The organism is Allobosea sp. ASV33, assembly GCF_016428755.1.
Classification (GTDB): domain Bacteria; phylum Pseudomonadota; class Alphaproteobacteria; order Rhizobiales; family Beijerinckiaceae; genus Allobosea.
Genome location: NZ_JAELTI010000014.1, coordinates 39,227 through 59,556, shown reverse-complemented (window position 1 = coordinate 59,556; position 20,330 = coordinate 39,227). Strand labels below are relative to the sequence as shown.

Sequence of the window (20,330 nt, the reverse complement as noted above, 5' to 3'; positions counted from 1 at the left end):
CGGGTCAAGCCCGGGATGACGGCGCGCTCCCATCCGCGCTTCCATCCAAGGATCGCGGAATTACCGCGATGCCGGCAGTTTCTCAGGCCTCCCGGCTTGCAATGCGGCGCCATCCCCTGTAAGGCGCAGCCCATCCCACATGGAGCGTATCGCCTCGCTTTGCCGAGGCGTTCCGGTGACGTGGCAGCTCATGCCTTGTTCATTCGCGCTCCAGAGGCTCAACCGGAAGGACTAGAACACCATGGCTCTGCCTGATTTCTCCATGCGCCAGCTCCTCGAGGCCGGTGCCCATTTCGGCCACCAGTCGCATCGCTGGAACCCCAAGATGTCCCCGTACATCTTCGGCGTCCGCAACAACATCCACATCCTCGACCTGTCGCAGTCGGTGCCGATGCTGCACCGCGCCCTGCAGGCCGTGTCGGATACCGTCGCCCGTGGCGGCCGCGTCCTCTTCGTCGGCACCAAGCGCCAGGCGCAGGATGCCATCGCCGATGCCGCCAAGCGCTCGGCCCAGTACTACGTCAACTCCCGCTGGCTCGGCGGCATGCTGACCAACTGGAAGACCATTTCGGCTTCGATCCAGCGCCTGCGCAAGGTCGACGAGCTGCTCAACGGCGGCGGCACCGGCCTGACCAAGAAGGAGCGCCTGATGCTGTCGCGTGAGCGCGACAAGCTCGAGAAGGCTCTGGGCGGCATCAAGGACATGGGCGGCACGCCGGACATGATCTTCGTGATCGACACCAACAAGGAAGCCCTCGCGATCAAGGAGGCCCAGCGCCTCGGCATCCCGGTCGCCGCGATCGTCGATTCGAACTCGGATCCGGACGGCATCACCTTCCCGGTCCCGGCCAATGACGACGCCGGCCGCGCCATCCAGTTCTATTGCGACCTGATCGCCCGCTCGGCGATCGACGGCATCGGCCGCGCCTCGGGCGACCAGGGCATCGATGTCGGCGCCGCCGAGGCGCCGGTCGTCGAGGAGGCTCTCGAGACCGCTTCGGGCGCCTTCGAGACGCTGACCGCTCCGCGCGGCGCTCCGGACGACCTGACCAAGCTCTCGGGCATGGGTCCGGACGCGGTCCAGAAGCTGAACGACGGCGGCATCTACCACTTCTGGCAGATCGCGGCGATGACCCCGGCCGACGTGACCAAGATCGACCACGACCTCAAGCTCGGCGGCAAGATCGACCGCGAGGGCTGGGTCGCCCAGGCTCGCGATCTCGCCGACGCGTAATTCGGTTGGCGATTGCGGCGCGTCATCGGCGCGTCGCAATCCCGTCTCTCGATTGACGCCGGCTTTTAGACGTTAAGAGGACGCGCCGACGGCCGGAAACGGAGCGTCGGCGTTTCCCCATGCAGGCGTCCGCATCATTCCGATCCGCGGCCGGCCCTCAGGGCCTGCGCCGCACCGACAGCAAGGACAAGACAGATGGCAGCGATCACCGCCGCGATGGTGAAGGAACTCCGCGACAAGACCGGCGCGGGCATGATGGACTGCAAGACCGCCCTTTCGGCGACCGACGGCAACATGGAAGCCGCCGTCGACTGGCTGCGTGCCAAGGGCCTGTCGAAGGCCGCCAAGAAGGCCGGCCGCGTCGCCGCCGAGGGCCTCGTCGCCGTCGCGGTGCAGGGCAACGAGGGTGTCGTCGTCGAGGTCAACTCCGAGACCGACTTCGTCGCGCGCAATCCCGAGTTCCAGGCGCTCGCCAAGACCATCGCCGATGTCGCGCTTGAGCGTGGCGGCGATGTCGAGGCGCTGCTCGGCCATCACTATCCGGGCGGCGGCTCGGTGCAGGACGCGATCGCCAACGCCATCGCCACGATCGGCGAGAACATGACGCTGCGCCGCGTTTCCGCGCTCAAGGTTTCCTCGGGCGTGATCGGCTCCTATGTCCACGGCGCGATCGCCGACGGCCTCGGCAAGATCGGCGTCATCGTCGCGCTCGAGTCGACCGGCAAGGCCGACGAGCTCGCCGCGCTCGGCCGCCAGCTCGCGATGCATGTCGCCGCGACCAACCCCGTCGCGCTCGACCTCGCTTCGGTCGCTCCCGAAGTCCTGGAGCGCGAGAAGGCGATCTTGGCCGAGAAGAACGCTGGCAAGCCCGAGCACGTCCTCGCCAAGATCACCGAGAGCGGCCTGAAGAGCTACGCCAAGGAATATTGCCTGCTCGAGCAGGCCTATATCCATGACGGCTCGAAGTCGGTCGCGCAGGTCCTCAAGGAGATCGAGGGCAAGGTTGGCGCTCCGGTGGCGCTGAAGGGCTTCGCCCGCTTCGCGCTCGGCGAGGGCATTGAGAAGGAAGAGCAGGACTTCGCGGCCGAGGTCGCTGCCGCCGGCGGCACCACGGGCTGATAAGCTCTATATCCAGTCACAGAAAGGCCGCGCATCGCGCGGCCTTTTTTGTAGGAAGATAGGGCTGCGTCGAATCGCGGCCGGCCCCCAGCTAGACGGAGAGACATCGATGAGACCCCAACGCGTTCTCGTGAAGCTCTCCGGCGAAGCCCTTGCCGGTCCCGTCGGCAACGGGCTCGACGGCATCACCCTGACGGCGCTCGCCGCCGATATCGCCCATGCCTCGCGCGAGGGCGTCGAGATCGGCATCGTCGTCGGCGGCGGCAATTTCTTCCGCGGCGTCCAGGGCCTCAACAAGGGCCTCGACCGCACCACCGCCGATTCGATCGGCATGCTCGGCACGGTCATGAACGCGCTGGCGCTGGAGCATGCGATCGAGGCGGCCGGCGCTCCGGCCCGCGCCATGTCGGCCGTGCCGATGCCCTCGCTCTGCGAGAGCTATGCCCGCAAGCGCGCGCTCGACCATCTCAGCAACGGCAAGGTCGTCATCCTCGGCGGCGGCACCGGCAACCCGTATTTCACCACGGATACCGGCGCGGCCCTGCGCGCGGCCGAGCTCGGCTGCAGCCACCTCCTCAAGGCGACGCAGGTCGACGGCGTCTACAGCGCCGATCCCAAGAAGGACCCGACCGCGACCCGCTACGACACGCTGACCCATGAGGACGCGATCAAGCGCGACCTCAAGGTGATGGACACCGCCGCCTTCGCGCTCGCCCGCGACGCCAGCCTGACCATCGTCGTCTTCTCGATCGCCGAGCCCGGCATGCTGGCAGCGGTGCTGCGCGGCGAGGGCAGGGCGACCTACGTCACGCCCTGAGCGGCGGCATATATCGGGGCACAGGGATTTCTGACGGAGCAGGACAGGGCGTCATTCTCGGGCTTGACCCGAGAATCTCCCGAAAGCGAGATGCTGGAGCCTCCTTCGGCCTGAGATGCTCGGGTCAAGCCCGAGCATGACGGCGAAAGCCCGACGGGCGACAATTCAATAAGTCCGCCACAGGCCCGGCGTCGCCAGTTCGAGCAGATGCCCGTCCGGGTCGCGGAAATACAGGCTCGTGCTGCCGCGCTCCCATTGCATGCGCCCTTCCACGGCAATGCCAAGCTGCTCCAGCTTCGCTTCCCAGGCTGCCAGCTCGTCGGGATCGATCGCGAAGGCGATGTGGAGCGGCCCGCTGCCGTCATGCGGGGGAATGGTGCCGCCGGCTGCGCTCTGCGTCTGCAGCGAGGCGCCGCGCTGGAACAGCAGCAGCACGGTCGATCCGCCGATATCATAGGCGAAGAGGGTCTTGGTCTTGAGCAGCGGCGCGAGGCCGAGCTTGTCCTCGTAGAAGACGCGGGCGCGGTCGAGATCGTCGACATAGAGCGCGGTCTCGACGATGCGGTTGAGGCGGGGCACGTCTTTTCTCCACGGTTGCGTGCGGGCGGCGCTGGCAGGCGGGCAGGCCAGCCCCTACGGTGGAGATGGGCATGGGGAGGCTGCGAACCAGTAGGTTGCGCCGCGACCCGGCCATGATCTGCCCGCATCGACGCTTTTCCCTTGCTCATCGCGGGGGAAAATGCTGTTCGAAGCTCTTGATCTTGACCCTGCGCGGCCCCGCCGCCATGGTCTCGCCGATTTTGAATTACCTGCAAGGTCCCGATTGAAATGGCCCAGACGACGTTCGACCTCGCCGACATCAAGCGCCGCATGGCCGGTGCGGTGCAGTCCTTCAAGGGCGACCTCGCCTCGCTGCGCTCCGGCCGCGCCTCCTCAAACATGCTCGACCCGATCATGGTCGAGGCCTATGGCGCCCGCACCCCGCTGAGCCAGCTCGCCACCGTCTCCGTGCCGGAGCCGCGCCTGCTCAGCGTCCAGGTCTGGGACCGCTCGATGGTCAACGCCGTCGACAAGGCCGTGCGCGAATCCGATCTCGGCCTCAACCCGCAGACGGAAGGCCAGGTGCTGCGCATCCGCATCCCCGAGCTGAACGAGCAGCGCCGCAAGGAGATGGTCAAGGTCGCGCATAAATATGCCGAGGAGGCCAAGGTCTCGGTGCGCCATGTCCGCCGCGATGGCATCGACGTCGTCAAGAAGCTGGAGAAGGACGGCGACATGACCAAGGACGATGCCGCCCGCAATTCCGACCTCGTCCAGAAGGCGACGGACCAGCACATCGCCGAGATCGACCAGGCGCTCGCGGCGAAGGAAAAGGAAATCCTGCACGTCTGATCTCCTGCGCGGGAGACCTCCCGCGCTCCTACGGCCGCAGCCGAGCGAGGCTCATCCGCATGTCATCCGGTCAGCGCGACGCAGGCGTGTCCAACCCGGCCCATGTCGCCATCATCATGGACGGCAACGGCCGCTGGGCGCAGATGCGCAGCCTGCCGCGGCAGGAGGGCCATCGCCGCGGGCTTGAGGCGCTGCGCCGCACGGTCCGCAACGCCAGCGACCTCGGCATCCGGTTCCTGACGCTCTACTCCTTCTCGACCGAGAACTGGCGCCGCCCCTACGCGGAAGTCTCCTTCCTGATGGGGCTGCTCAAGCATTTCGTCGAGAAGGACCTGGCCGAGCTCTCGGCCGCCAATGTCCGGGTGCGGATCATCGGCAGCCGGGACGATCTCGCAGCCGATCTGCGCCGCCTCGTCGAGCATGCCGAGACCAGCACCCGCAACAATACCGGCCTCGTGCTGGCGATCGCCTTCAACTACGGCTCCCGCGACGAGATCATGCGGGCGACGCGCCGGCTGGCGGCGGAGGCCGCAGCCGGGCGGATCGACCCGGCCGCTATCGACGAGGCCGCGATCGCTGGCCATCTCGACACCCACGACATCCCCGATCCCGAGCTGGTCATCCGCACGTCCGGCGAGACGCGCATCTCGAATTTCCTGCTCTGGCAGGCGGCCTATGCCGAGTTCATCTTCGCCCCGGTGATGTGGCCCGATTTCGACCGCGCCGCCTTCGAGGATGCGCTCGCCCAGTACCGCCAGCGCGAGCGCCGCTTCGGCGGCCTTGCCGCACCCTCCGACCGCAGCGTGGGCGTCGCGTGAATGCGCCAGATTCCCCTGCGTCGCGCGCGAACTCCGAGCTGAGGCTGCGGGTCGTCTCGGCGCTGGTCCTCGGAGCGCTGATCTTGCTGGTCACGATCTGGGGCGGCTGGCCCTTCCGGCTGGTCTGGGTCCTCGTCGCCGGCCTCGTCGCCTATGAATGGCTCGCCATCATCGGCCGCGGCAATGCGATCCCGGGTGGCATCGGCGTGGTCCTCGCCGGGATAGCGCTGGCCTTCTCTCCCGCAAGCCCCGCGGCGCTCGCGGGCACGGCTTCCGCCACGGCCCTGCTCGGCGCGCTGGCGACGCCCTTCGTGCGCTCGCGCCTGGCGCTCGAACTGTGCGGCGTCGCCTATGCGCTGGCCTTCGCGCTGGTCACGCCGGCCCTGCGCGACCTTCCCGCCATCGGCCTCGCGCTGATCCTGTGGAGCTTCGCCGTCGTCTGGCTCACCGACATCGCCGCGTATTTCACCGGCCGCAAGCTCGGCGGCCCCAAGCTGATGCCGGCGGTCAGCCCGAAGAAGACCTGGTCCGGCGCGATCGGCGGCGCCGTCGCGGGCATGGTCGGCGGTTATCTCGTCTGGCGCCTGATGCCGGGGCTACAGGCGGTGACGGCTGCCGGGCCGGTCATCGCGGCCTCGTTCGCCGGCTCGGTCGTGAGCCAGGCGGGCGACCTGTTCGAATCCGCGCTGAAGCGCCGCTTCGATGCCAAGGATTCGAGCAAGCTCATCCCCGGCCATGGCGGCTTCCTCGACAGGCTCGACGGCTACTGGGCGGTACTGGTGCTCGCCGGCTTCGCGCTCTTCGCCCTGCACCTCAACGTTTGAGACCGATATCCGTGCGCAGCGTCACGCTTCTGGGAGCGACAGGCTCCGTCGGACAGTCGGTTCGCGACGTGGTCGCCGAGAATCCCGAGCGCCTGTCGATCGCGACGGTCGTCGGCGGCCGGGATGCCGGGGCGCTCGCCCGGACCGCGATCGAGGTCGGGGCATCCTTCGCCGCCTTGGCTGACGCCGCTGGTGGCGTGGCGCTGAAACAGGCCCTGTCGGGTACCGGGATCGCCAGCGGGGCAGGGCGTTCGGCCGTTCTGGAGGCGGTCAACCGCCCGGCCGATATCGTCGTCAGCGCGATCTCGGGCGCTGCCGGACTGGAAGCGACCTTTGCCGCGCTGCTGCCGGGCCGGACGATCGCACTCGCCAACAAGGAAAGCCTGGTCTGCGCCGGCGCGGCCGTGATGGCGCGCGCAGCCGAGGTCGGCGCCCGGATCCTGCCGCTCGATTCCGAGCATAACGCCCTCTTCCAGGTGCTCGGCGCCGAGCCGCTCTCATCGGTCCGCAGCATGACGCTGACGGCCTCGGGCGGCCCTTTCCGGACCTGGACCGCCGAGCGCATCGCCGCGGCCACGCCCGATCAGGCCCTGAAGCACCCGAACTATGCGATGGGCGCCAAGATCACGATCGACTCGGCCAGCATGATGAACAAGGGGCTGGAGCTGATCGAAGCCCGCTTCCTGTTCGATCTGCAGGCGGACCAGCTCGACGTGCTCGTCCACCCCCAGCAGATCGTCCACGGCCTCGTCACCTTCCGCGACGGCTCGGTCAGCGCCGGCATGGCGGTGCCGGACATGCGGGTCGCGGCGGCGCATTGCCTCGGCATCGACGGCCGTCTCGACGCACCGCCGCCGCGCTTTCTCGATCTGGCGCTCACGGCACCGCTCAGCTTCGAGCGTCCGGATCTCGTCCGCTTCCCGTCGCTCGGCCTGGCGATGGCCGCCTTGCGCGAAGGCGGCGCGATGCCCGCGATCCTCAACGCCGCCAACGAGGTCGCGGTCGCGGCCTTCCTGGAGCGCCGGCTCCGCTTTCCCGATATTGCCGCGCTGGTCGAGGCGGTCTGTTCGGAATCTGCCGCCGGGGCGGGCGCGCCTGGTGATGTCGCCGAGGCGCTTGCCATTGACCAAGATTCGAGGCGGAAGGCCGCCGCGCTCTTGTCGCAAGCGCGGTTCGCTGCCACCTAAAGCCGCACGCCAATCCGATTGGCTTGTTGCCTTGTCGATATCCGGCTCTAGGCTGTCGGGACCCCGGGAGATCATTTGATGGAATTCGCAGCATCGCTCTGGAACGCCGGGCATTTCCTGCTTGGCTATCTGCTGCCGTTCCTCTTCGTTCTGACCATCGTCGTCTTCGTCCACGAGCTCGGGCATTTCCTGGTCGGCCGCTGGTGCGGGGTCGACGTCAAGACCTTCTCGATCGGCTTCGGCCGTGAGCTCTTCGGCTTCAACGACCGGCACGGCACGCGCTGGCGCTTCGCGCTCATCCCGCTCGGCGGTTACGTCAAGTTCTCCGGCGATGCCGATGCTTCCAGCGCGCCCGACGATGCCGCGGTCAGCCGGATGTCGGCGCAGGAACGCGCGCGCTCCTTCCCGGCGCAGTCCCTTCCCGAGCGGGCGGCGATCGTCGCGGCCGGCCCGATCGCGAATTTCCTGCTGGCGATCCTGATCTTCGCCGGTTCGGCCTTCTTCTTCGGCAAGCAGGTGCTCATCCCGCGCGTCGATGCCGTCGTCGCCGGCAGCGCGGCGGAGAAGGCGGGACTGAAGGCGGGCGACATCGTGATCGCCATCGACGGCCAGAAGATCGCCAGCTTCTCCGACATGCAGCGTATCGTCTCGACCCGGCCCGACGAACGCCTCGAGGTTTCGATCGAGCGCGACGGCGGCACCGTGACGGTGCCGGTGACGCCCTCGCTCACCGAGATGAAGACCCAGCTCGGTACGCAACGCATCGGCGTGATCGGGGTGAAGGCTTCGCCGCGCCCCGAGGATTGGAAGACGCAACGATTCGGATTGGTCGAATCCGCGCAGGCAGGCTTCGTCGAAACCTGGTTCGTCGTGACGCGGACCTATGATTACATCGCCAAGCTGCTGACCGGGCGCGAGTCGACCGACCAGCTGTCGGGGCCGATTCGGATTGCGCAGGTCTCCGGGATCGTCGCATCGAATGGCGGCTTGCTCGGGTTGATCAACCTCGCCGCGATCCTCTCCGTCTCGATCGGGCTGATGAATCTCCTGCCGGTGCCGATGCTCGATGGCGGACACCTGCTGTTCTATTTCTACGAGGCCTTGCGCGGCCGGCCTCTGAGCCCCCGCGCGCAGGAGATCGGTTTCCGGCTGGGCCTGGCGCTCGTGCTGATGCTGATGCTGTTCGTCACCTGGAACGATATCGTCCACGTTCGCGGCATGCTCTGAAACGCCTTCGCTGGCGCACTTTGCGGCGGAAAAACGGCATGCCGCGTGGCCTGTCGGCAACGAGATTCCTAAAAACGCTTTATTAACGATGATCGCGGTTTGCACCCTGCTGGAAACTTTGTAGAAGCGATTGAACCGCAATGTCCCCGTGCTGCCGTCGAGAGATGGTGGTCCCCGTTTGGGGTGGTGACCAGAGAGATGGAATAGGCGACCCGATGACGTCGACCCAACAGAGCCGGACGAGCAAGATGCGGCTCTCTCGATCGATCGGACTTTCGGCTTTGATGTTGGCCGTGAGTGGTGGTGTGGCTTTCGCGCAGGCCGTGGTTGTCAACGGCAACCGGCGTGTCGATGCGGAGACGATCCGCTCCTACACGGTCGGCCGGGACAATCCGCAGGAGATTCGCGAGAGCCTGATGGCGACCGGCCTGTTCAGCAGCGTGCAGGTCAACCGCCGCGGCGCGCAGATCGTCGTCTCGGTCAAGGAACAGGGCGGCACGGTCAATCGCGTCGCCTTCGAAGGCAATCGCAAGCTGAAGGGCGAGCAGCTCTCCCAGATCGTGCAGACGCGCGCGGGCGGTCCGATCAGCCAGGCGCTGATCAATTCCGACGTCGAGCGCCTGCGCGAGGCCTACAAGCGGTCCGGCTATGGGCTGTCCTCGGTCAGCGGTCGCGTCGCGCCGCTCCCGAACGGTCGTGAGGATGTCGTCTTCACCATCAACGAGAGCAGCAAGACCGGCATCAAGTCGATCAACTTCGCCGGCAACGAGGCCTATTCGGCCGGACGCCTGCGCGGGCTGATGACCTCGACGGAATCGAACTTCCTGAGCTGGATCAAGACCTCGGACGTCTATGATCCGGATCGGATCAATTCCGACATGGATCTCATCCGCCGCTTCTATCTGAAGAACGGCTACGCCGATTTCCAGATCACCAATTCCAGCGCCCGTTTCGACGATGCGGCCGGCGGCTGGGTCATCGACATTCAGGTGAGCGAAGGCCCGCAGTACCAGGTCGGCAACGTCACGGTCGATTCCGCGTTGAGCGATGTCGATGCCGCTGCCTTGCAGCGTTATGTCGCGACCTCGCGGGGCGATACCTACAATGCCGAGGCGGTCGAGAAGTCGCTGGTTGCGATCACCACGGAAGTGGCTCGCCGCGGCCACGCCTTCGCGCAGGTTCGTCCGCGCGGTGACCGCGATGCCTCGGGCCGCCAGATCGGCATCACCTATGTCATCGACGAGGGCCCGCGGGTCTATGTCGAGCGCATCAACGTGCGCGGCAACACCCGTACCCGCGACTATGTCGTCCGCCGCGAGCTCGATCTCGGCGAGGGCGATGCCTACAACAAGGTCATGGTCGACCGGGCCGAGCGTCGCCTGAACAATCTCGGTTTCTTCAACAAGGTCCGCATCACCAACGAGCCCGGCTCCGCGCCGGACCGCGTGGTCGTCAACATCGACGTCGAGGACAAGGCGACCGGCTCCTTCTCGATCGCCGGCGGCTATTCGACCTCGGACGGCGTCATCGGCGAAGTCTCGCTGTCGGAATCGAACTTCCTGGGCCGTGGCCAGTTCGTCCGTATCGCCGGCACGATGGGCCAGCGCACGCAGGGCATCGATTTCTCCTTCACCGAGCCCTATTTCCTGGGCTACCGCGTTGCGGCCGGCATCGACCTGTTCTCGAAGTACAACGACAACTACAACACCGGCCGCTTCGAGAGCCGCGTGACGGGCGGTCAGGTTCGCTTCACCTTCCCGATCACGGAAGAGTTCTCGGTTACGCCGCGCTATTCGATCTACACGACCGAGATCAAGATTCCGAACACGGTCAGCCGTCCCTATAACGACTGTTCCTTGCCGATCGCCGGCATCACGCCGGTCGGCGCCACTGCGGCCGACGCCTATAACTGCGTGACCAACGGCGAGGCGACGGTCGCAGTCAAGGAGGCTCAGGGCACCACCCTGACCTCGCTCGTCGGCTTGAACTTCAACTACAACTCGCTCGACAGCCTCCAGAACCCGCGCAACGGCTTCTCGGCTGAGCTGAAGCCGGAATTCGCTGGTGTCGGCGGCGACTCGAAGTTCCTCCGTATCGCGGCTGATGCTCGCTACTACCGCGAGATCTTCGACGACGTGGTCGGCTTCCTGCGCGTCCAGGGCGGTCACGTCCAGGCGACCAGCGGCAACCTGCGCATGGTCGATCACTACTTCCTCGGCCCGTCGCTGGTGCGTGGCTTCGCGCCCTCCGGCATCGGTCCGCGCGACGTCCTGAACGATCCCACGGCCAACGCGGTCGGCGGCACCACTTATTTCGGCGGTACGGTCGAACTGCAGTTCCCGATCTGGGGCCTGCCGCGTGATATCGGCCTGCGTGGCGCGGTCTTCGCCGATGCCGGTACGCTGTTCAACTATGACGGCGGCTCGAAATCGGTGGCCTATGCCTGCCCGGCCGGCTCCGAGGCGCGCCAGTACAATGTCTTGACCGGCGGTGCCCAGTCGAACATCGGCTGTATCCGCGACAAGAACATCCTGCGCTCGTCGGTGGGTGTCAGCTTGCTCTGGGCGTCGCCGCTCGGGCCGATCCGGTTCGACTACGCTTACGCCCTGACCAAGGATGACGGTCAGATCGGCATCAACCCGCAGACCGGCCTCGTCGGCAAGTATGGCGGAGACCGCCTGCAGGCCTTCCGTTTCTCGGGCGGCACCCGCTTCTGACGTAAGCGGGGCGCAGCACCGGCCCGAAAAGTGGTTTCCGCTTTTCGGGTAAGCCGGTGCGATAACAAGGATGGGTCGCCATGTCCGCGTCGGCAGGACGCCTGGCGATCCGGCCCGCTTCGGACCCTATCATGGCAGAGCCCGTTTTCTTCCCGTTCGCGACCTCGCTGGATTTCGGCGAGGTCGCAAGCATTTCAGGCGGCACCTTGCCGGGGGGCGTCGAGCCCGCCCGCAAGCTCGACGGCATCGCCGCCCTCGAGACAGCCGGTCCGGCCGATCTCGCCTATATGGACAATCCGAAATACACGGAGGCGCTCGCGGCGACCAAGGCGGGCCTGTGCATCGTCTCGCCCCGTTTTGCCGATCGTGTTCCGGCCGGAACCGTGGCCCTGCTGTCGCCGGCGCCTTATCATGCCTTCGCGAAGGTCATGGCGCGCTGCTTCCCGAGTGCGCTACGGCCTGAATCGATCTTCGGCTCGCAGGGCGTCGCGCCGGGTGCCATCGTTCATGCCACCGCCGTTCTCGAAGCGGGGGTCACCGTCGATCCCGGCGCGGTCATCGGCCCGGGCGCCGAGATCGGCGCTGGCACCGTGGTCGCCTCGCATGCCGTGATCGGCCCGCAGGTCCGGATCGGGCGCAATTGCTCGATCGGCGCTGGCAGCACGATTCAGGCGTCCCTGATTGGCAACCGCGTCATCATCCACCCCGGCGCGCGGATCGGGCAGGACGGCTTCGGCTTCGCGATGAGTCCCAAGGGGCACATGAAGGTGCCGCAGATCGGCCGCGTCATCATCCAGGACGATGTCGAGATCGGCGCCAACACCACGATCGACCGCGGCGCCAGCCGCGATACGGTGATCGGCGAGGGCACCAAGATCGATAACCTCGTCCAGATCGGCCATAACTGCGTCATCGGGCGCCATTGCGTGATCTGCGCCCAGACCGGCCTTGCCGGCTCCTCGACGCTCGAGGATTTCGTCGTGCTCGGCGGTCAGGTCGGGCTCGCAGGCCATCTCGTGATCGGCGCGGGCGCGCAGATCGCGGCGCAGAGCGGCGTCGCCGGCGATGTTCCGCGCGGCGCGCGCTATGGCGGCTATCCGGCCCAGCCCGCACTCGGCTGGGCGCGCGAAACCGCGCTGCTCAAGACGCTGGTGGCCAATCGTGGCAAGAAGCCCGGCGCAGCGCAGGGCTAGGCCGGCATTTTCACCGTTGTACTGGCTCTTTCTGCTTCGGATGCGGAGAATCTTGTTGCCGAACCCGCTCGGTTTCCGGCAAAGCGGCGGAAGGCTTTGAAATCGCGGCAGGTTGCAGGCGCTTTGCCTGCTTCCGGCTGCTGACGTGAATTGAAGGCGCGGCCTGGCGAGGGCACGCGGGAGAAGACAGACCATGAGCGAGGCGACGACGGCACTGGGTGTGATCGACATCCAGAAGATTATGGCCAGCATTCCTCACCGCTACCCGTTCCTGCTGGTCGATCGCGTCGTCGAGATCGATGGCGACACGTCCGGCGTGGGCATCAAGAACGTGACGGTCAACGAGCCCCAGTTCACGGGCCATTTCCCGGAGCGGCCGGTGTTCCCGGGCGTGCTGATGATCGAGGCGATGGCCCAGACGGCCGGCGTTCTGGTCGTGAACGCGCGTGGTTCGGACGAGAAGCCGGTCCAGACCGTCCTCTTCACCACGATCGACAAGGCGAAATTCCGCAAGCCGGTTACGCCCGGGGACCAGATCCGCTTCCACCTCACCAAGCTCGCCCGCAAGCGCAACATCTTCTTCTATCGCGGCGAGGCGCGCGTCGACGGCGTGCTCGTGGCCGAGGCCGAAATCTCGGCGATGGTCGTTTGAGCGTCGGGTCGGTTCAGGAGCAGGGCAGCGTCTCGATGAGCGTCTCCATCCATCCCATGTCGCTCGTCGACCCGAAGGCGCAGCTTGGCGCCGACGTGAAGATCGGGCCGTTCTGCACAGTCGGTCCCGATGTCGTGCTGGGCGACGGCGTCGAGCTCGTCAGCCACGTCGTTGTCGCGGGCCGCACAACGATCGGCCCGCGCACGCGAATCTACCCCTTCGCCTCGATCGGCCATCCGCCGCAGGACGTGAAGTATCGCGGCGAGCCCTCGACGCTGACGATCGGAGCGGATTGCCAGATCCGCGAGGGCGTCACCATGAATCCGGGCACGGAAGGCGGCGGCATGATCACCAGTGTCGGCGATCGCTGCTTTTTCCTGGCCAATTCGCATGTCGGCCACGACAGCCGCCTCGGCAACAACATCATCTTCTCGAACAACGTGATGTGCGCCGGTCATGTCACGATCGGGAACTACGTCATTGTCGGCGGTGGCGCGGGCTTGCAGCAGTTCATCCGTATCGGCGACCACGCCTTCATCGGCGGCGGAGCCGGTGTGCTGAGCGATGTCATTCCGTTCGGTACCATTCGTGACAACCCCGCCCATCTTGTCGGCTTGAATCTCATCGGCCTCAAGCGGCGCGGCTTCACGCGCGAGCAGATCCACGAGCTGCGACGTGCCTATCGGTCGCTTTTCGCGGCCGAGGGAACCTTGACCGAGCGTGTCGAGGATGTCGCGGCGGAGTTCAGCGAGGATCCCCTGGTTCACGAGATCCTGAATTTCATCAGGGAAGGCGGCGACAAGGCGCTCTGCACGCCCCGGGACGCCACCGTCGCCGAGCGGTGAAGGCCGGCAATCCGACCGGTGCAGTCGCCACGCCTGGGCCGCTCGTGATGATCGCCGGTGGCGGCGACTTCCCGCCACGGCTGGCCGGCATCCTCGCTGCCCGGGGCGAGCGCCCCTATATCGCAGCGCTCGAGGGCGCGGCCGATCCCGCAGCCTTCGGCGAGCGGGCGGACGTCAGGCAATATCGCCTCGGCCAACTCGGTAGCCTGCTCGAAGAGCTGCGCCGACGCGGCATCGCCGATCTCGTGATGCTGGGGGCCTTGCCGCGGCCGAGCTTCGGCTCGCTGCGCCCCGAGGTTTCGACGCTGAAATACCTGCCGCATTTCGCCAAGGCCTTTCAGGGCGGCGATGACCATCTGCTGCGCGGCGTGGTCCGCTTCTTCGAGATGCAGGGGTTTCGCGTTCATGGCCCGGCCGATATCGCGCCGGAGATGACGGCGCCGCTTGGCACGCTAGGCCGCAAGCAGGCCAATTCCGAACAACGTTCCGAGCTGGAGCGCGGCTTCGCCTTGCTGGCGACGCTGTCGCCCTTCGATGTCGGGCAGGCGGCGATCCTCGCCGATCACCGCGTCGTCGCGATCGAGGCGGCCGAGGGAACGGATGCGATGATCCGCCGGGTTGCGGACATGGTGGCGCGTGGGCGCCTCAAGATCGGCAAGGGCGACGGCTTCCTGGTGAAGGTGCCGAAGACGGGCCAGGACTTGCGCGTCGACATGCCCGCGATCGGGCCGGACACCTTGCGTCACATCGCCGAGGCCGGGCTCTCCGGCATCGGCGTCCGGGCCGGCGCCGTCCTGGTCGGCGATCGGGCGGCCCTTGGCCGTCAGGCGGACCAGCTCGGCCTCTTCGTCGAGGGCTTTCCCTGATGCGGCCGTTCCGCCTGGCCATCATCGCCGGCGAAGCATCCGGCGATGCCCTGGCCCTGCGCTTTCTCGCCGCGCTGCGCGAGCGGCTCGGCGATCGCCCGGTCGAGCTTTGCGGGGTCGGCGATCACGGCCTGCCGGAAGCCGGGCTCGCATCGCTCTTTCCCCAGGCCGATATCGCGGTGATGGGCTTCGGCCCGGTGATCGCGCGCCTGCCGCTGCTGCTGCGGCGGATGGAGGATGCGGCGCGCGGCATCGCGGCGTTCCAGCCGGATCTGCTGCTCACGATCGACAGCCCCGATTTCTGCCTGCGCGTCGCTAAGAAGGTGAGGGCGCGCGCGCCTTCCATCCCGATCGTGCATTGGGTCTGCCCCAGCGTCTGGGCCTGGCGCTCCGGCCGCGCCCGGCGGATGGCGCCGCATGTCGACCGCATCCTCGCCCTGCTGCCGTTCGAGCCTGCCGCGCTAGCGCGCCTGCATGGTCCCGAGACCGTCTATGTCGGCCATCCCCTGATGGAGCGCCTCGCCGAGATGCGCCCCGATCCGGAGGAGCAGCGCCGCCGCGACGATATCGACCGGCCGCTCGTGCTCGTCCTTCCGGGCAGCCGGCGCTCCGAGATCCACCACCTGATGCCGGTCTTCGGCGAGGCGGTGGCGAAGGTCGCAGCCGCGCTGCCGGGCGCCCGTTTCGTCCTGCCGGCGGTGCAGCGGCTTCGGCCGATGATCGCGGAGGCGGCGGCGCGGTGGCCGGTCAAGCCGGAGATCGTGATCGGCGAGCCGGCCAAGCTCGCGGCCTTCCGGGAAGCCCGCGCCGCGCTGGCGGCGTCGGGCACTGTCACCCTTGAGCTCGCCTTGTCCCAGGTGCCGACTGTCGCAGCCTATCGCGGCGCCAACTGGGAAGCCTTCCTGGCCCGGCGTCTGGTCAAGCTGCCGAGCGTCATCCTGCCCAATCTCATCCTCGGCCGCAGCGTCGTCCCGGAATTCATCCAGGAGGAGGCCTCGGCGGAAGTCCTGAGCAGCCGCCTGTTCGCCGCTCTGGCCGAGGGCGAAAAGCGCCGGGAACAGCTCGATGGCTTCGCCGAGGTCGAGACGATCATGCGCTCCGCCGGGCCGAGCCCGGCGGCGAATGCGGTTGCGGCCGCGTTGGAAGTGGTCGCCTCGCGGAAAGGCCGCGAGGCGCTGGAAGCCTGATCCGGTTTACTCGACGACGGCGCCCGATGCCTTGGCGATCGGCGCCCATTTCGCGAGTTCGACCTTGACGTGCTCTCCGAGCTGCTCCGGTGTCGAGCCGACGATGTCGGCGCTGACATCGTTGAGCTTCTTCTTGACGGTCTCGTCCTTCAGCGCCTGGTTCGCGGCCTGGTTGATCTTCTCGACGATCGGGCGCGGCATGTTGGCGGGGCCGAACAGCGCGTTCCAGGTATAGGTCTCGTAGCCCGCAAGGCCGCCCTCGGCGATCGTCGGCAGGTCCGGGAAGGAGGACACGCGCGCTTTGGTGGTGACGCCGATCGCCCTCAGCTGGCCGTTCCGGATGAAGCCGGCGGAGGAGGGCAGGTTGTCGAACATGATCGGCACCGCGCCCGCGACCACGTCGTTCAGGGCCGGCCCGGCGCCGCGATAGGGCACATGGTTCATCTGCACGCCGCCGAGCGACTTGAACAGCTCGCCCGAGAGATGCAGCGGCGTGCCGACGCCGGATGAAGCGTAGGAGTACTTGCCCGGATTGGCCTTCAGCACCTCGAGCACCTCCTTGACCGTCTTGGCCGGGAAGTCCGGATGCACGACCATCACGTTGGGCACGATCGCAAGCAGCGAGATCGGGGTGAAGTCCTTCACGGCGTCGAAGGTGACCGTCTTCAGGATCGCCGGGTTGAGCGCATGGGTCGAGATGGTGCCGAGCAGGAGCGTGTAGCCGTCGGCTTGCGCGCGGGCGACGGCCGTGGAGCCGATATTGCCGCCGGCACCGGCCCGGTTCTCGATCACCACGCTCTGGCCGAGGATTTCGCCCATCTTCTGGCCGACGAGCCGCGCGACGATATCGGTCGAGCCGCCGGCCGCGAAGGGCACGATCAGCGTGATGGGGCGGCTGGGGAAATTGGCCTGGGCGCGCGCGTGCGTGCCGGCAAGGCCGGCAGCCCCGGCAGCGATCAGGAAGGAGCGGCGGTCGAAAAGGCGGCTTTCGGTCATGAACGGGTCTCCGTGAATGATCCGATCTTATCCGGCCGGTCCGCGGGATCAGCCGCGCCGAAAACATCAATCATCTGAAACAATAAGGGCGCGGTGGAAACCACCGCGCCCTGGTCGTCGATCCCGGAAGGCTGCGATCAGCGGCGGCCGATCGGCGTGTAGTCGCGCTGCGGCGAGCCGGTATAGAGCTGGCGCGGGCGGCCGATCTTCTGTGAGGGATCCTCGATCATTTCCTTCCACTGCGCGATCCAGCCGACCGTGCGGGCGACAGCGAAGAGCACGGTGAACATCGAGGTCGGGAAGCCCATCGCCTTGAGGGTGATGCCCGAATAGAAGTCGATGTTCGGATAGAGCTTCTTCTCGATGAAGTACTCGTCCGAGAGCGCGATGCGCTCCAGCTCGACCGCGACGTCGAGCAGCGGGTCGTCCTTGATCCCGAGCTCGTTCAGCACCTCATGCGTGGTCTTCTGCATGATCTTCGCGCGCGGGTCGTAATTCTTGTAGACCCGGTGGCCGAAGCCCATCAGGCGGAACGGATCGTTCTTGTCCTTCGCCTTGGCGATGTATTTCGGGATGTTGTCGACCGAGCCGATCTCCTCGAGCATCTTGAGCGCGGCTTCGTTGGCGCCGCCATGGGCAGGGCCCCAGAGGCAGGCCGTGCCGGCCGCGATGCAGGCGAAGGGATTGGCGCCGGACGAGCCGGCGAGGCGCACCGTCGAGGTCGAGGCGTTCTGCTCGTGGTCGGCATGCAGGATGAAGATCCGGTCGAGCGCGCGCGACAGAACCGGGTTGACCTTATACTCCTCGGCCGGCACGGCGAAGCACATGCGCAGGAAGTTCGAAGTGTAGTCGAGCGAGTTCAGCGGATACACGAAGGGCTGGCCGATCGAGTACTTGTAGGCCATCGCGGCCAGCGTCGGCACCTTCGCGATCATGCGCATCGAGGCGATCATGCGCTGGTGCGGGTCCGAGATATCGGTCGAGTCATGATAGAAGGCCGACATCGCGCCGATCGAGGCGACCATCACCGCCATCGGATGCGCGTCGCGGCGGAAGCCCTGGAAGAAGCGGGCCATCTGCTCGTGCACCATGGTGTGGCGCGTGATGCGATAGTCGAAATCGGCCTTCTGCGCGGCCGTCGGCAGCTGGCCCTCGAGCAGCAGGAAGCAGGTCTCGAGGAAATCGCCGTGCTCGGCGAGCTGCTCGATCGGGAAGCCGCGATAGAGCAGCACGCCCTTGTCGCCGTCGATATAGGTGATCTGCGACTCGCAGCTCGCCGTCGAGGTGAAGCCGGGGTCGTAGGTGAACATGCCGGTTTGGGCGTAGAGCTTGGCGATGTCGATGACGGCGGGGCCGACCGACCCCTCCTTGATCGCCATGTCGACGGTCTTGTCGCCGACCTGGAGCTGGCTGGTATTTCCGCTCATCGATACCGATCCTTTCAAGGCTCGCTGCTGTTCAGCCCCGGTTTCGCCTCTCCGCGCTTGCGCGCCGGGCATCTCTCATCCGAAGGCCGCCATGTGACGGGCAGATGTCGGAAAGGGAAGGGAGAAGGCGGTCCATGTAACTGATCTACAAGCAATATTCGCACATGCCCGCGCAGTCGCGTTGCAATGCACTTGCGCGTCACTAGACCATTTGCGCAGTGCATTCAACCGAGCCAAAAGGTGGTTGGAACCGCGCTGCGCTCATATCTGCGCGAGGAGCCGCGCCGCCGCCTTTTTCAGGGCGGCGACGGGAGCATTGAGCGGAGAGCAGATAGGCTTTTCCGGGCCTGCTAAACCCGGATCGACGCTCCTCAGGCAGCCTGATCGGCGAGCCGCGCCAGCGTCTCGTCCCGGCCGAGAACGGCCATGACGTCGAACAGGCCGGGCGACATCGCGCGGCCGGTCAGCGCGGCGCGCAGAGGCTGCGCCGCCTGGCCGAGCTTCAGCCCGCTTTCCTCGACATAGGCGCGAACCGCCGCTTCGAGCGGCGCCGGCGACCAGTCTTCGACGGCGGCGAGCTTCGCGGCGATCTGCGGCAGGCGCTGGCGGGCGGCCTCGTCGAGCAGGCCCTTGGCCTTGTCGTCGAGCTGCAGCGGGCGCTGGGCGTAGAGGTAGAACGCGCTGTCGAGCAGTTCGATCAGCGTCTTGGCGCGCTCCTTGAGGCCGGGCATGGCGGCGAGGAACTTCGCCTCCAGCTCCGGCGACAGCGTCGAATCCAGCCCGCGCGCCGGCCCGATCTCCGGCAGGATGACCTTGAGCGCAGCGAGCAGGTCCTGGTCGCTCGACTGGCGCATGTAGAGCCCGTTGAGGTTCTCCAGCTTGGCGTAGTCGAAGCGCGCCGGCGAGCGGCCGATCGAGGACAGGTTGAAGGCGTCGATCATCTCCTGCGTGGAGAAGACCTCCTGGTCGCCATGGCTCCAGCCCAGCCGCACCAGATAGTTGCGCAGCGCCGCCGGCAGATAGCCCATCGAGCGATAGGCGTCGATGCCGAGCGCGCCATGGCGCTTCGAGAGCTTGGCGCCGTCAGGCCCGTGGATCAGCGGGATATGCGACATGCTCGGCACGTCCCAGCCGAGCGCGTCGTAGATCTGGGTCTGGCGGGCGGCATTGGTCAGGTGGTCGTCGCCGCGGATGATATGGGTCACGCCCATGTCGTGGTCGTCGACCACCACAGCGAGCATGTAGGTCGGCGTGCCGTCCGAGCGCAGCAGCACGAGGTCATCGAGATTCTCGTTCTGCCAGACGACGCGGCCCTGGACCTCGTCATTGACCACGGTCTCGCCGGTCTGCGGCGCCTTGAGGCGGATCACCGGCTTGGCGCCGGCCGGCGCGGTTGCCGGATCGCGGTCGCGCCAGCGCCCGTCATAGCGCAGCGGCTTGCCCTCGGCGCGCGCCTTCTCGCGCATCTCCTCGAGCTCGGCCTGCGTCGCGTAGCAGTGATAGGCCCGGCCGTTGGCGAGCATCTGTTCGGCGACTTCGCGATGCCGCGCGGCGCGCTGGAACTGGTAGACGGTCTGGCCGTCCCAATCGAGGCCGAGCCATTCCAGCCCGTCGAGGATCGCGGCGATCGCCGCATCGGTCGAGCGTTCCCGGTCGGTATCCTCGATGCGCAGCAGCATCTTGCCCCCTTGCCGGCGGGCATAGAGCCAGTTGAACAGCGCGGTCCGGGCTCCGCCGATATGCAGGAATCCGGTGGGCGAGGGCGCAAAGCGCGTGATGACGGCGTTGCTCATGGGAGGGAACTCCGGCCGGGCGGCGGGGCCGTCCGG

General features: G+C 67.0%; 18 protein-coding genes. 14 read left to right on the top strand and 4 right to left on the bottom strand.

Features of this window, described 5'->3' with window-relative positions:
• Nucleotides 1-241: 241 nt before the first annotated feature.
• From JHD80_RS06820 to pyrH, 3 genes are all read left to right on the top strand, one after another.
• A complete protein-coding gene (locus tag JHD80_RS06820; RefSeq protein ID WP_199085619.1) occupies nucleotides 242-1,234 on the top strand; it encodes a 30S ribosomal protein S2 in 993 nt (330 codons plus the stop codon).
• 195 nt (nucleotides 1,235-1,429) lie between these two features.
• The gene (gene tsf, locus JHD80_RS06815) at nucleotides 1,430-2,353 is read left to right on the top strand and encodes a translation elongation factor Ts (RefSeq protein ID WP_199085618.1); all 924 of its coding nucleotides are present in this window, start codon (nucleotides 1,430-1,432) and stop codon (nucleotides 2,351-2,353) included.
• 109 nt (nucleotides 2,354-2,462) lie between these two features.
• Nucleotides 2,463-3,170, top strand: a complete 708-nt coding sequence (gene pyrH, locus JHD80_RS06810) for a UMP kinase (RefSeq protein ID WP_199085617.1) — start codon at nucleotides 2,463-2,465, stop codon at nucleotides 3,168-3,170.
• Nucleotides 3,171-3,335: 165 nt separating this feature from the next.
• On the opposite strand, the gene JHD80_RS06805 is transcribed toward pyrH, so the two are convergent.
• Nucleotides 3,336-3,749 carry a VOC family protein gene (locus tag JHD80_RS06805; protein WP_199085616.1) on the bottom strand — a complete coding sequence of 138 codons (414 nt, stop codon included), beginning with the start codon at nucleotides 3,747-3,749 and terminating at the stop codon, nucleotides 3,336-3,338.
• A 249-nt stretch (nucleotides 3,750-3,998) separates the two neighbouring features.
• Between JHD80_RS06805 and frr the strand changes: the two genes are divergently transcribed.
• From frr to lpxB, 11 genes are all read left to right on the top strand, one after another.
• A complete protein-coding gene (frr, locus tag JHD80_RS06800; RefSeq protein WP_199085615.1) occupies nucleotides 3,999-4,562 on the top strand; it encodes a ribosome recycling factor in 564 nt (187 codons plus the stop codon).
• A 59-nt stretch (nucleotides 4,563-4,621) separates the two neighbouring features.
• Entirely contained in the window at nucleotides 4,622-5,380 is a 759-nt protein-coding gene (locus JHD80_RS06795) for an isoprenyl transferase (protein WP_199085614.1), read from the top strand.
• Between the two features lie 83 nt (nucleotides 5,381-5,463).
• Complete coding sequence (locus JHD80_RS06790) at nucleotides 5,464-6,204, top strand: phosphatidate cytidylyltransferase (RefSeq protein ID WP_248311424.1); 741 nt, start codon at nucleotides 5,464-5,466, stop codon at nucleotides 6,202-6,204.
• Between the two features lie 11 nt (nucleotides 6,205-6,215).
• A complete protein-coding gene (gene dxr / locus JHD80_RS06785; protein WP_349237223.1) occupies nucleotides 6,216-7,391 on the top strand; it encodes a 1-deoxy-D-xylulose-5-phosphate reductoisomerase in 1,176 nt (391 codons plus the stop codon).
• A 78-nt stretch (nucleotides 7,392-7,469) separates the two neighbouring features.
• Entirely contained in the window at nucleotides 7,470-8,618 is a 1,149-nt protein-coding gene (gene rseP / locus JHD80_RS06780) for an RIP metalloprotease RseP (protein WP_199085611.1), read from the top strand.
• A gap of 215 nt (nucleotides 8,619-8,833) precedes the next feature.
• Entirely contained in the window at nucleotides 8,834-11,335 is a 2,502-nt protein-coding gene (gene bamA / locus JHD80_RS06775; protein ID WP_248311423.1) for an outer membrane protein assembly factor BamA, read from the top strand.
• A gap of 131 nt (nucleotides 11,336-11,466) precedes the next feature.
• Entirely contained in the window at nucleotides 11,467-12,528 is a 1,062-nt protein-coding gene (gene lpxD, locus JHD80_RS06770; RefSeq protein ID WP_199085610.1) for a UDP-3-O-(3-hydroxymyristoyl)glucosamine N-acyltransferase, read from the top strand.
• A gap of 193 nt (nucleotides 12,529-12,721) precedes the next feature.
• Complete coding sequence (gene fabZ / locus JHD80_RS06765; RefSeq protein WP_199085609.1) at nucleotides 12,722-13,180, top strand: 3-hydroxyacyl-ACP dehydratase FabZ; 459 nt, start codon at nucleotides 12,722-12,724, stop codon at nucleotides 13,178-13,180.
• A gap of 35 nt (nucleotides 13,181-13,215) precedes the next feature.
• Nucleotides 13,216-14,025, top strand: a complete 810-nt coding sequence (lpxA, locus tag JHD80_RS06760) for an acyl-ACP--UDP-N-acetylglucosamine O-acyltransferase (RefSeq protein ID WP_199085608.1) — start codon at nucleotides 13,216-13,218, stop codon at nucleotides 14,023-14,025.
• Complete coding sequence (locus JHD80_RS06755; RefSeq protein WP_199085607.1) at nucleotides 14,022-14,891, top strand: UDP-2,3-diacylglucosamine diphosphatase LpxI domain-containing protein; 870 nt, start codon at nucleotides 14,022-14,024, stop codon at nucleotides 14,889-14,891. The genes lpxA and JHD80_RS06755 overlap by 4 nt, the downstream gene beginning before the upstream one ends.
• Nucleotides 14,891-16,078 carry a lipid-A-disaccharide synthase gene (gene lpxB / locus JHD80_RS06750; RefSeq protein WP_199085606.1) on the top strand — a complete coding sequence of 396 codons (1,188 nt, stop codon included), beginning with the start codon at nucleotides 14,891-14,893 and terminating at the stop codon, nucleotides 16,076-16,078. Before JHD80_RS06755 ends, lpxB begins: the two co-directional genes overlap by 1 nt.
• 6 nt (nucleotides 16,079-16,084) lie before the next feature.
• On the opposite strand, the gene JHD80_RS06745 is transcribed toward lpxB, so the two are convergent.
• The 3 genes from JHD80_RS06745 to gltX all read right to left on the bottom strand — a co-directional run bounded on the left by JHD80_RS06745 (nucleotide 16,085) and on the right by gltX (nucleotide 20,294).
• Nucleotides 16,085-17,074 (bottom strand): Bug family tripartite tricarboxylate transporter substrate binding protein, encoded by a 990-nt coding sequence (locus JHD80_RS06745; RefSeq protein ID WP_199085605.1) that lies wholly within the window; start codon nucleotides 17,072-17,074, stop codon nucleotides 16,085-16,087.
• A gap of 137 nt (nucleotides 17,075-17,211) precedes the next feature.
• Complete coding sequence (gene gltA / locus JHD80_RS06740; RefSeq protein ID WP_199085604.1) at nucleotides 17,212-18,501, bottom strand: citrate synthase; 1,290 nt, start codon at nucleotides 18,499-18,501, stop codon at nucleotides 17,212-17,214.
• 371 nt (nucleotides 18,502-18,872) lie between these two features.
• Nucleotides 18,873-20,294, bottom strand: a complete 1,422-nt coding sequence (gltX, locus tag JHD80_RS06735) for a glutamate--tRNA ligase (RefSeq protein ID WP_199085603.1) — start codon at nucleotides 20,292-20,294, stop codon at nucleotides 18,873-18,875.
• Between the last annotated feature and the right edge of the window lie 36 nt (nucleotides 20,295-20,330).

Bases quoted from the DNA above. Each gene is read 5' to 3' on its own strand.
- JHD80_RS06820 (WP_199085619.1), top strand. From the start codon at position 242: ATGGCTCTGCCTGATTTCTCCATGCGCCAGCTCCTCGAGGCCGGTGCC.
- tsf (WP_199085618.1), top strand. From the start codon at position 1,430: ATGGCAGCGATCACCGCCGCGATGGTGAAGGAACTCCGCGACAAGACC.
- pyrH (WP_199085617.1), top strand. From the start codon at position 2,463: ATGAGACCCCAACGCGTTCTCGTGAAGCTCTCCGGCGAAGCCCTTGCC.
- frr (WP_199085615.1), top strand. From the start codon at position 3,999: ATGGCCCAGACGACGTTCGACCTCGCCGACATCAAGCGCCGCATGGCC.
- JHD80_RS06795 (WP_199085614.1), top strand. From the start codon at position 4,622: ATGTCATCCGGTCAGCGCGACGCAGGCGTGTCCAACCCGGCCCATGTC.
- rseP (WP_199085611.1), top strand. From the start codon at position 7,470: ATGGAATTCGCAGCATCGCTCTGGAACGCCGGGCATTTCCTGCTTGGC.
- bamA (WP_248311423.1), top strand. From the start codon at position 8,834: ATGACGTCGACCCAACAGAGCCGGACGAGCAAGATGCGGCTCTCTCGA.
- lpxD (WP_199085610.1), top strand. From the start codon at position 11,467: ATGGCAGAGCCCGTTTTCTTCCCGTTCGCGACCTCGCTGGATTTCGGC.
- fabZ (WP_199085609.1), top strand. From the start codon at position 12,722: ATGAGCGAGGCGACGACGGCACTGGGTGTGATCGACATCCAGAAGATT.
- lpxA (WP_199085608.1), top strand. From the start codon at position 13,216: ATGAGCGTCTCCATCCATCCCATGTCGCTCGTCGACCCGAAGGCGCAG.
- lpxB (WP_199085606.1), top strand. From the start codon at position 14,891: ATGCGGCCGTTCCGCCTGGCCATCATCGCCGGCGAAGCATCCGGCGAT.
- JHD80_RS06745 (WP_199085605.1), bottom strand. From the start codon at position 17,074: ATGACCGAAAGCCGCCTTTTCGACCGCCGCTCCTTCCTGATCGCTGCC.
- gltA (WP_199085604.1), bottom strand. From the start codon at position 18,501: ATGAGCGGAAATACCAGCCAGCTCCAGGTCGGCGACAAGACCGTCGAC.
- gltX (WP_199085603.1), bottom strand. From the start codon at position 20,294: ATGAGCAACGCCGTCATCACGCGCTTTGCGCCCTCGCCCACCGGATTC.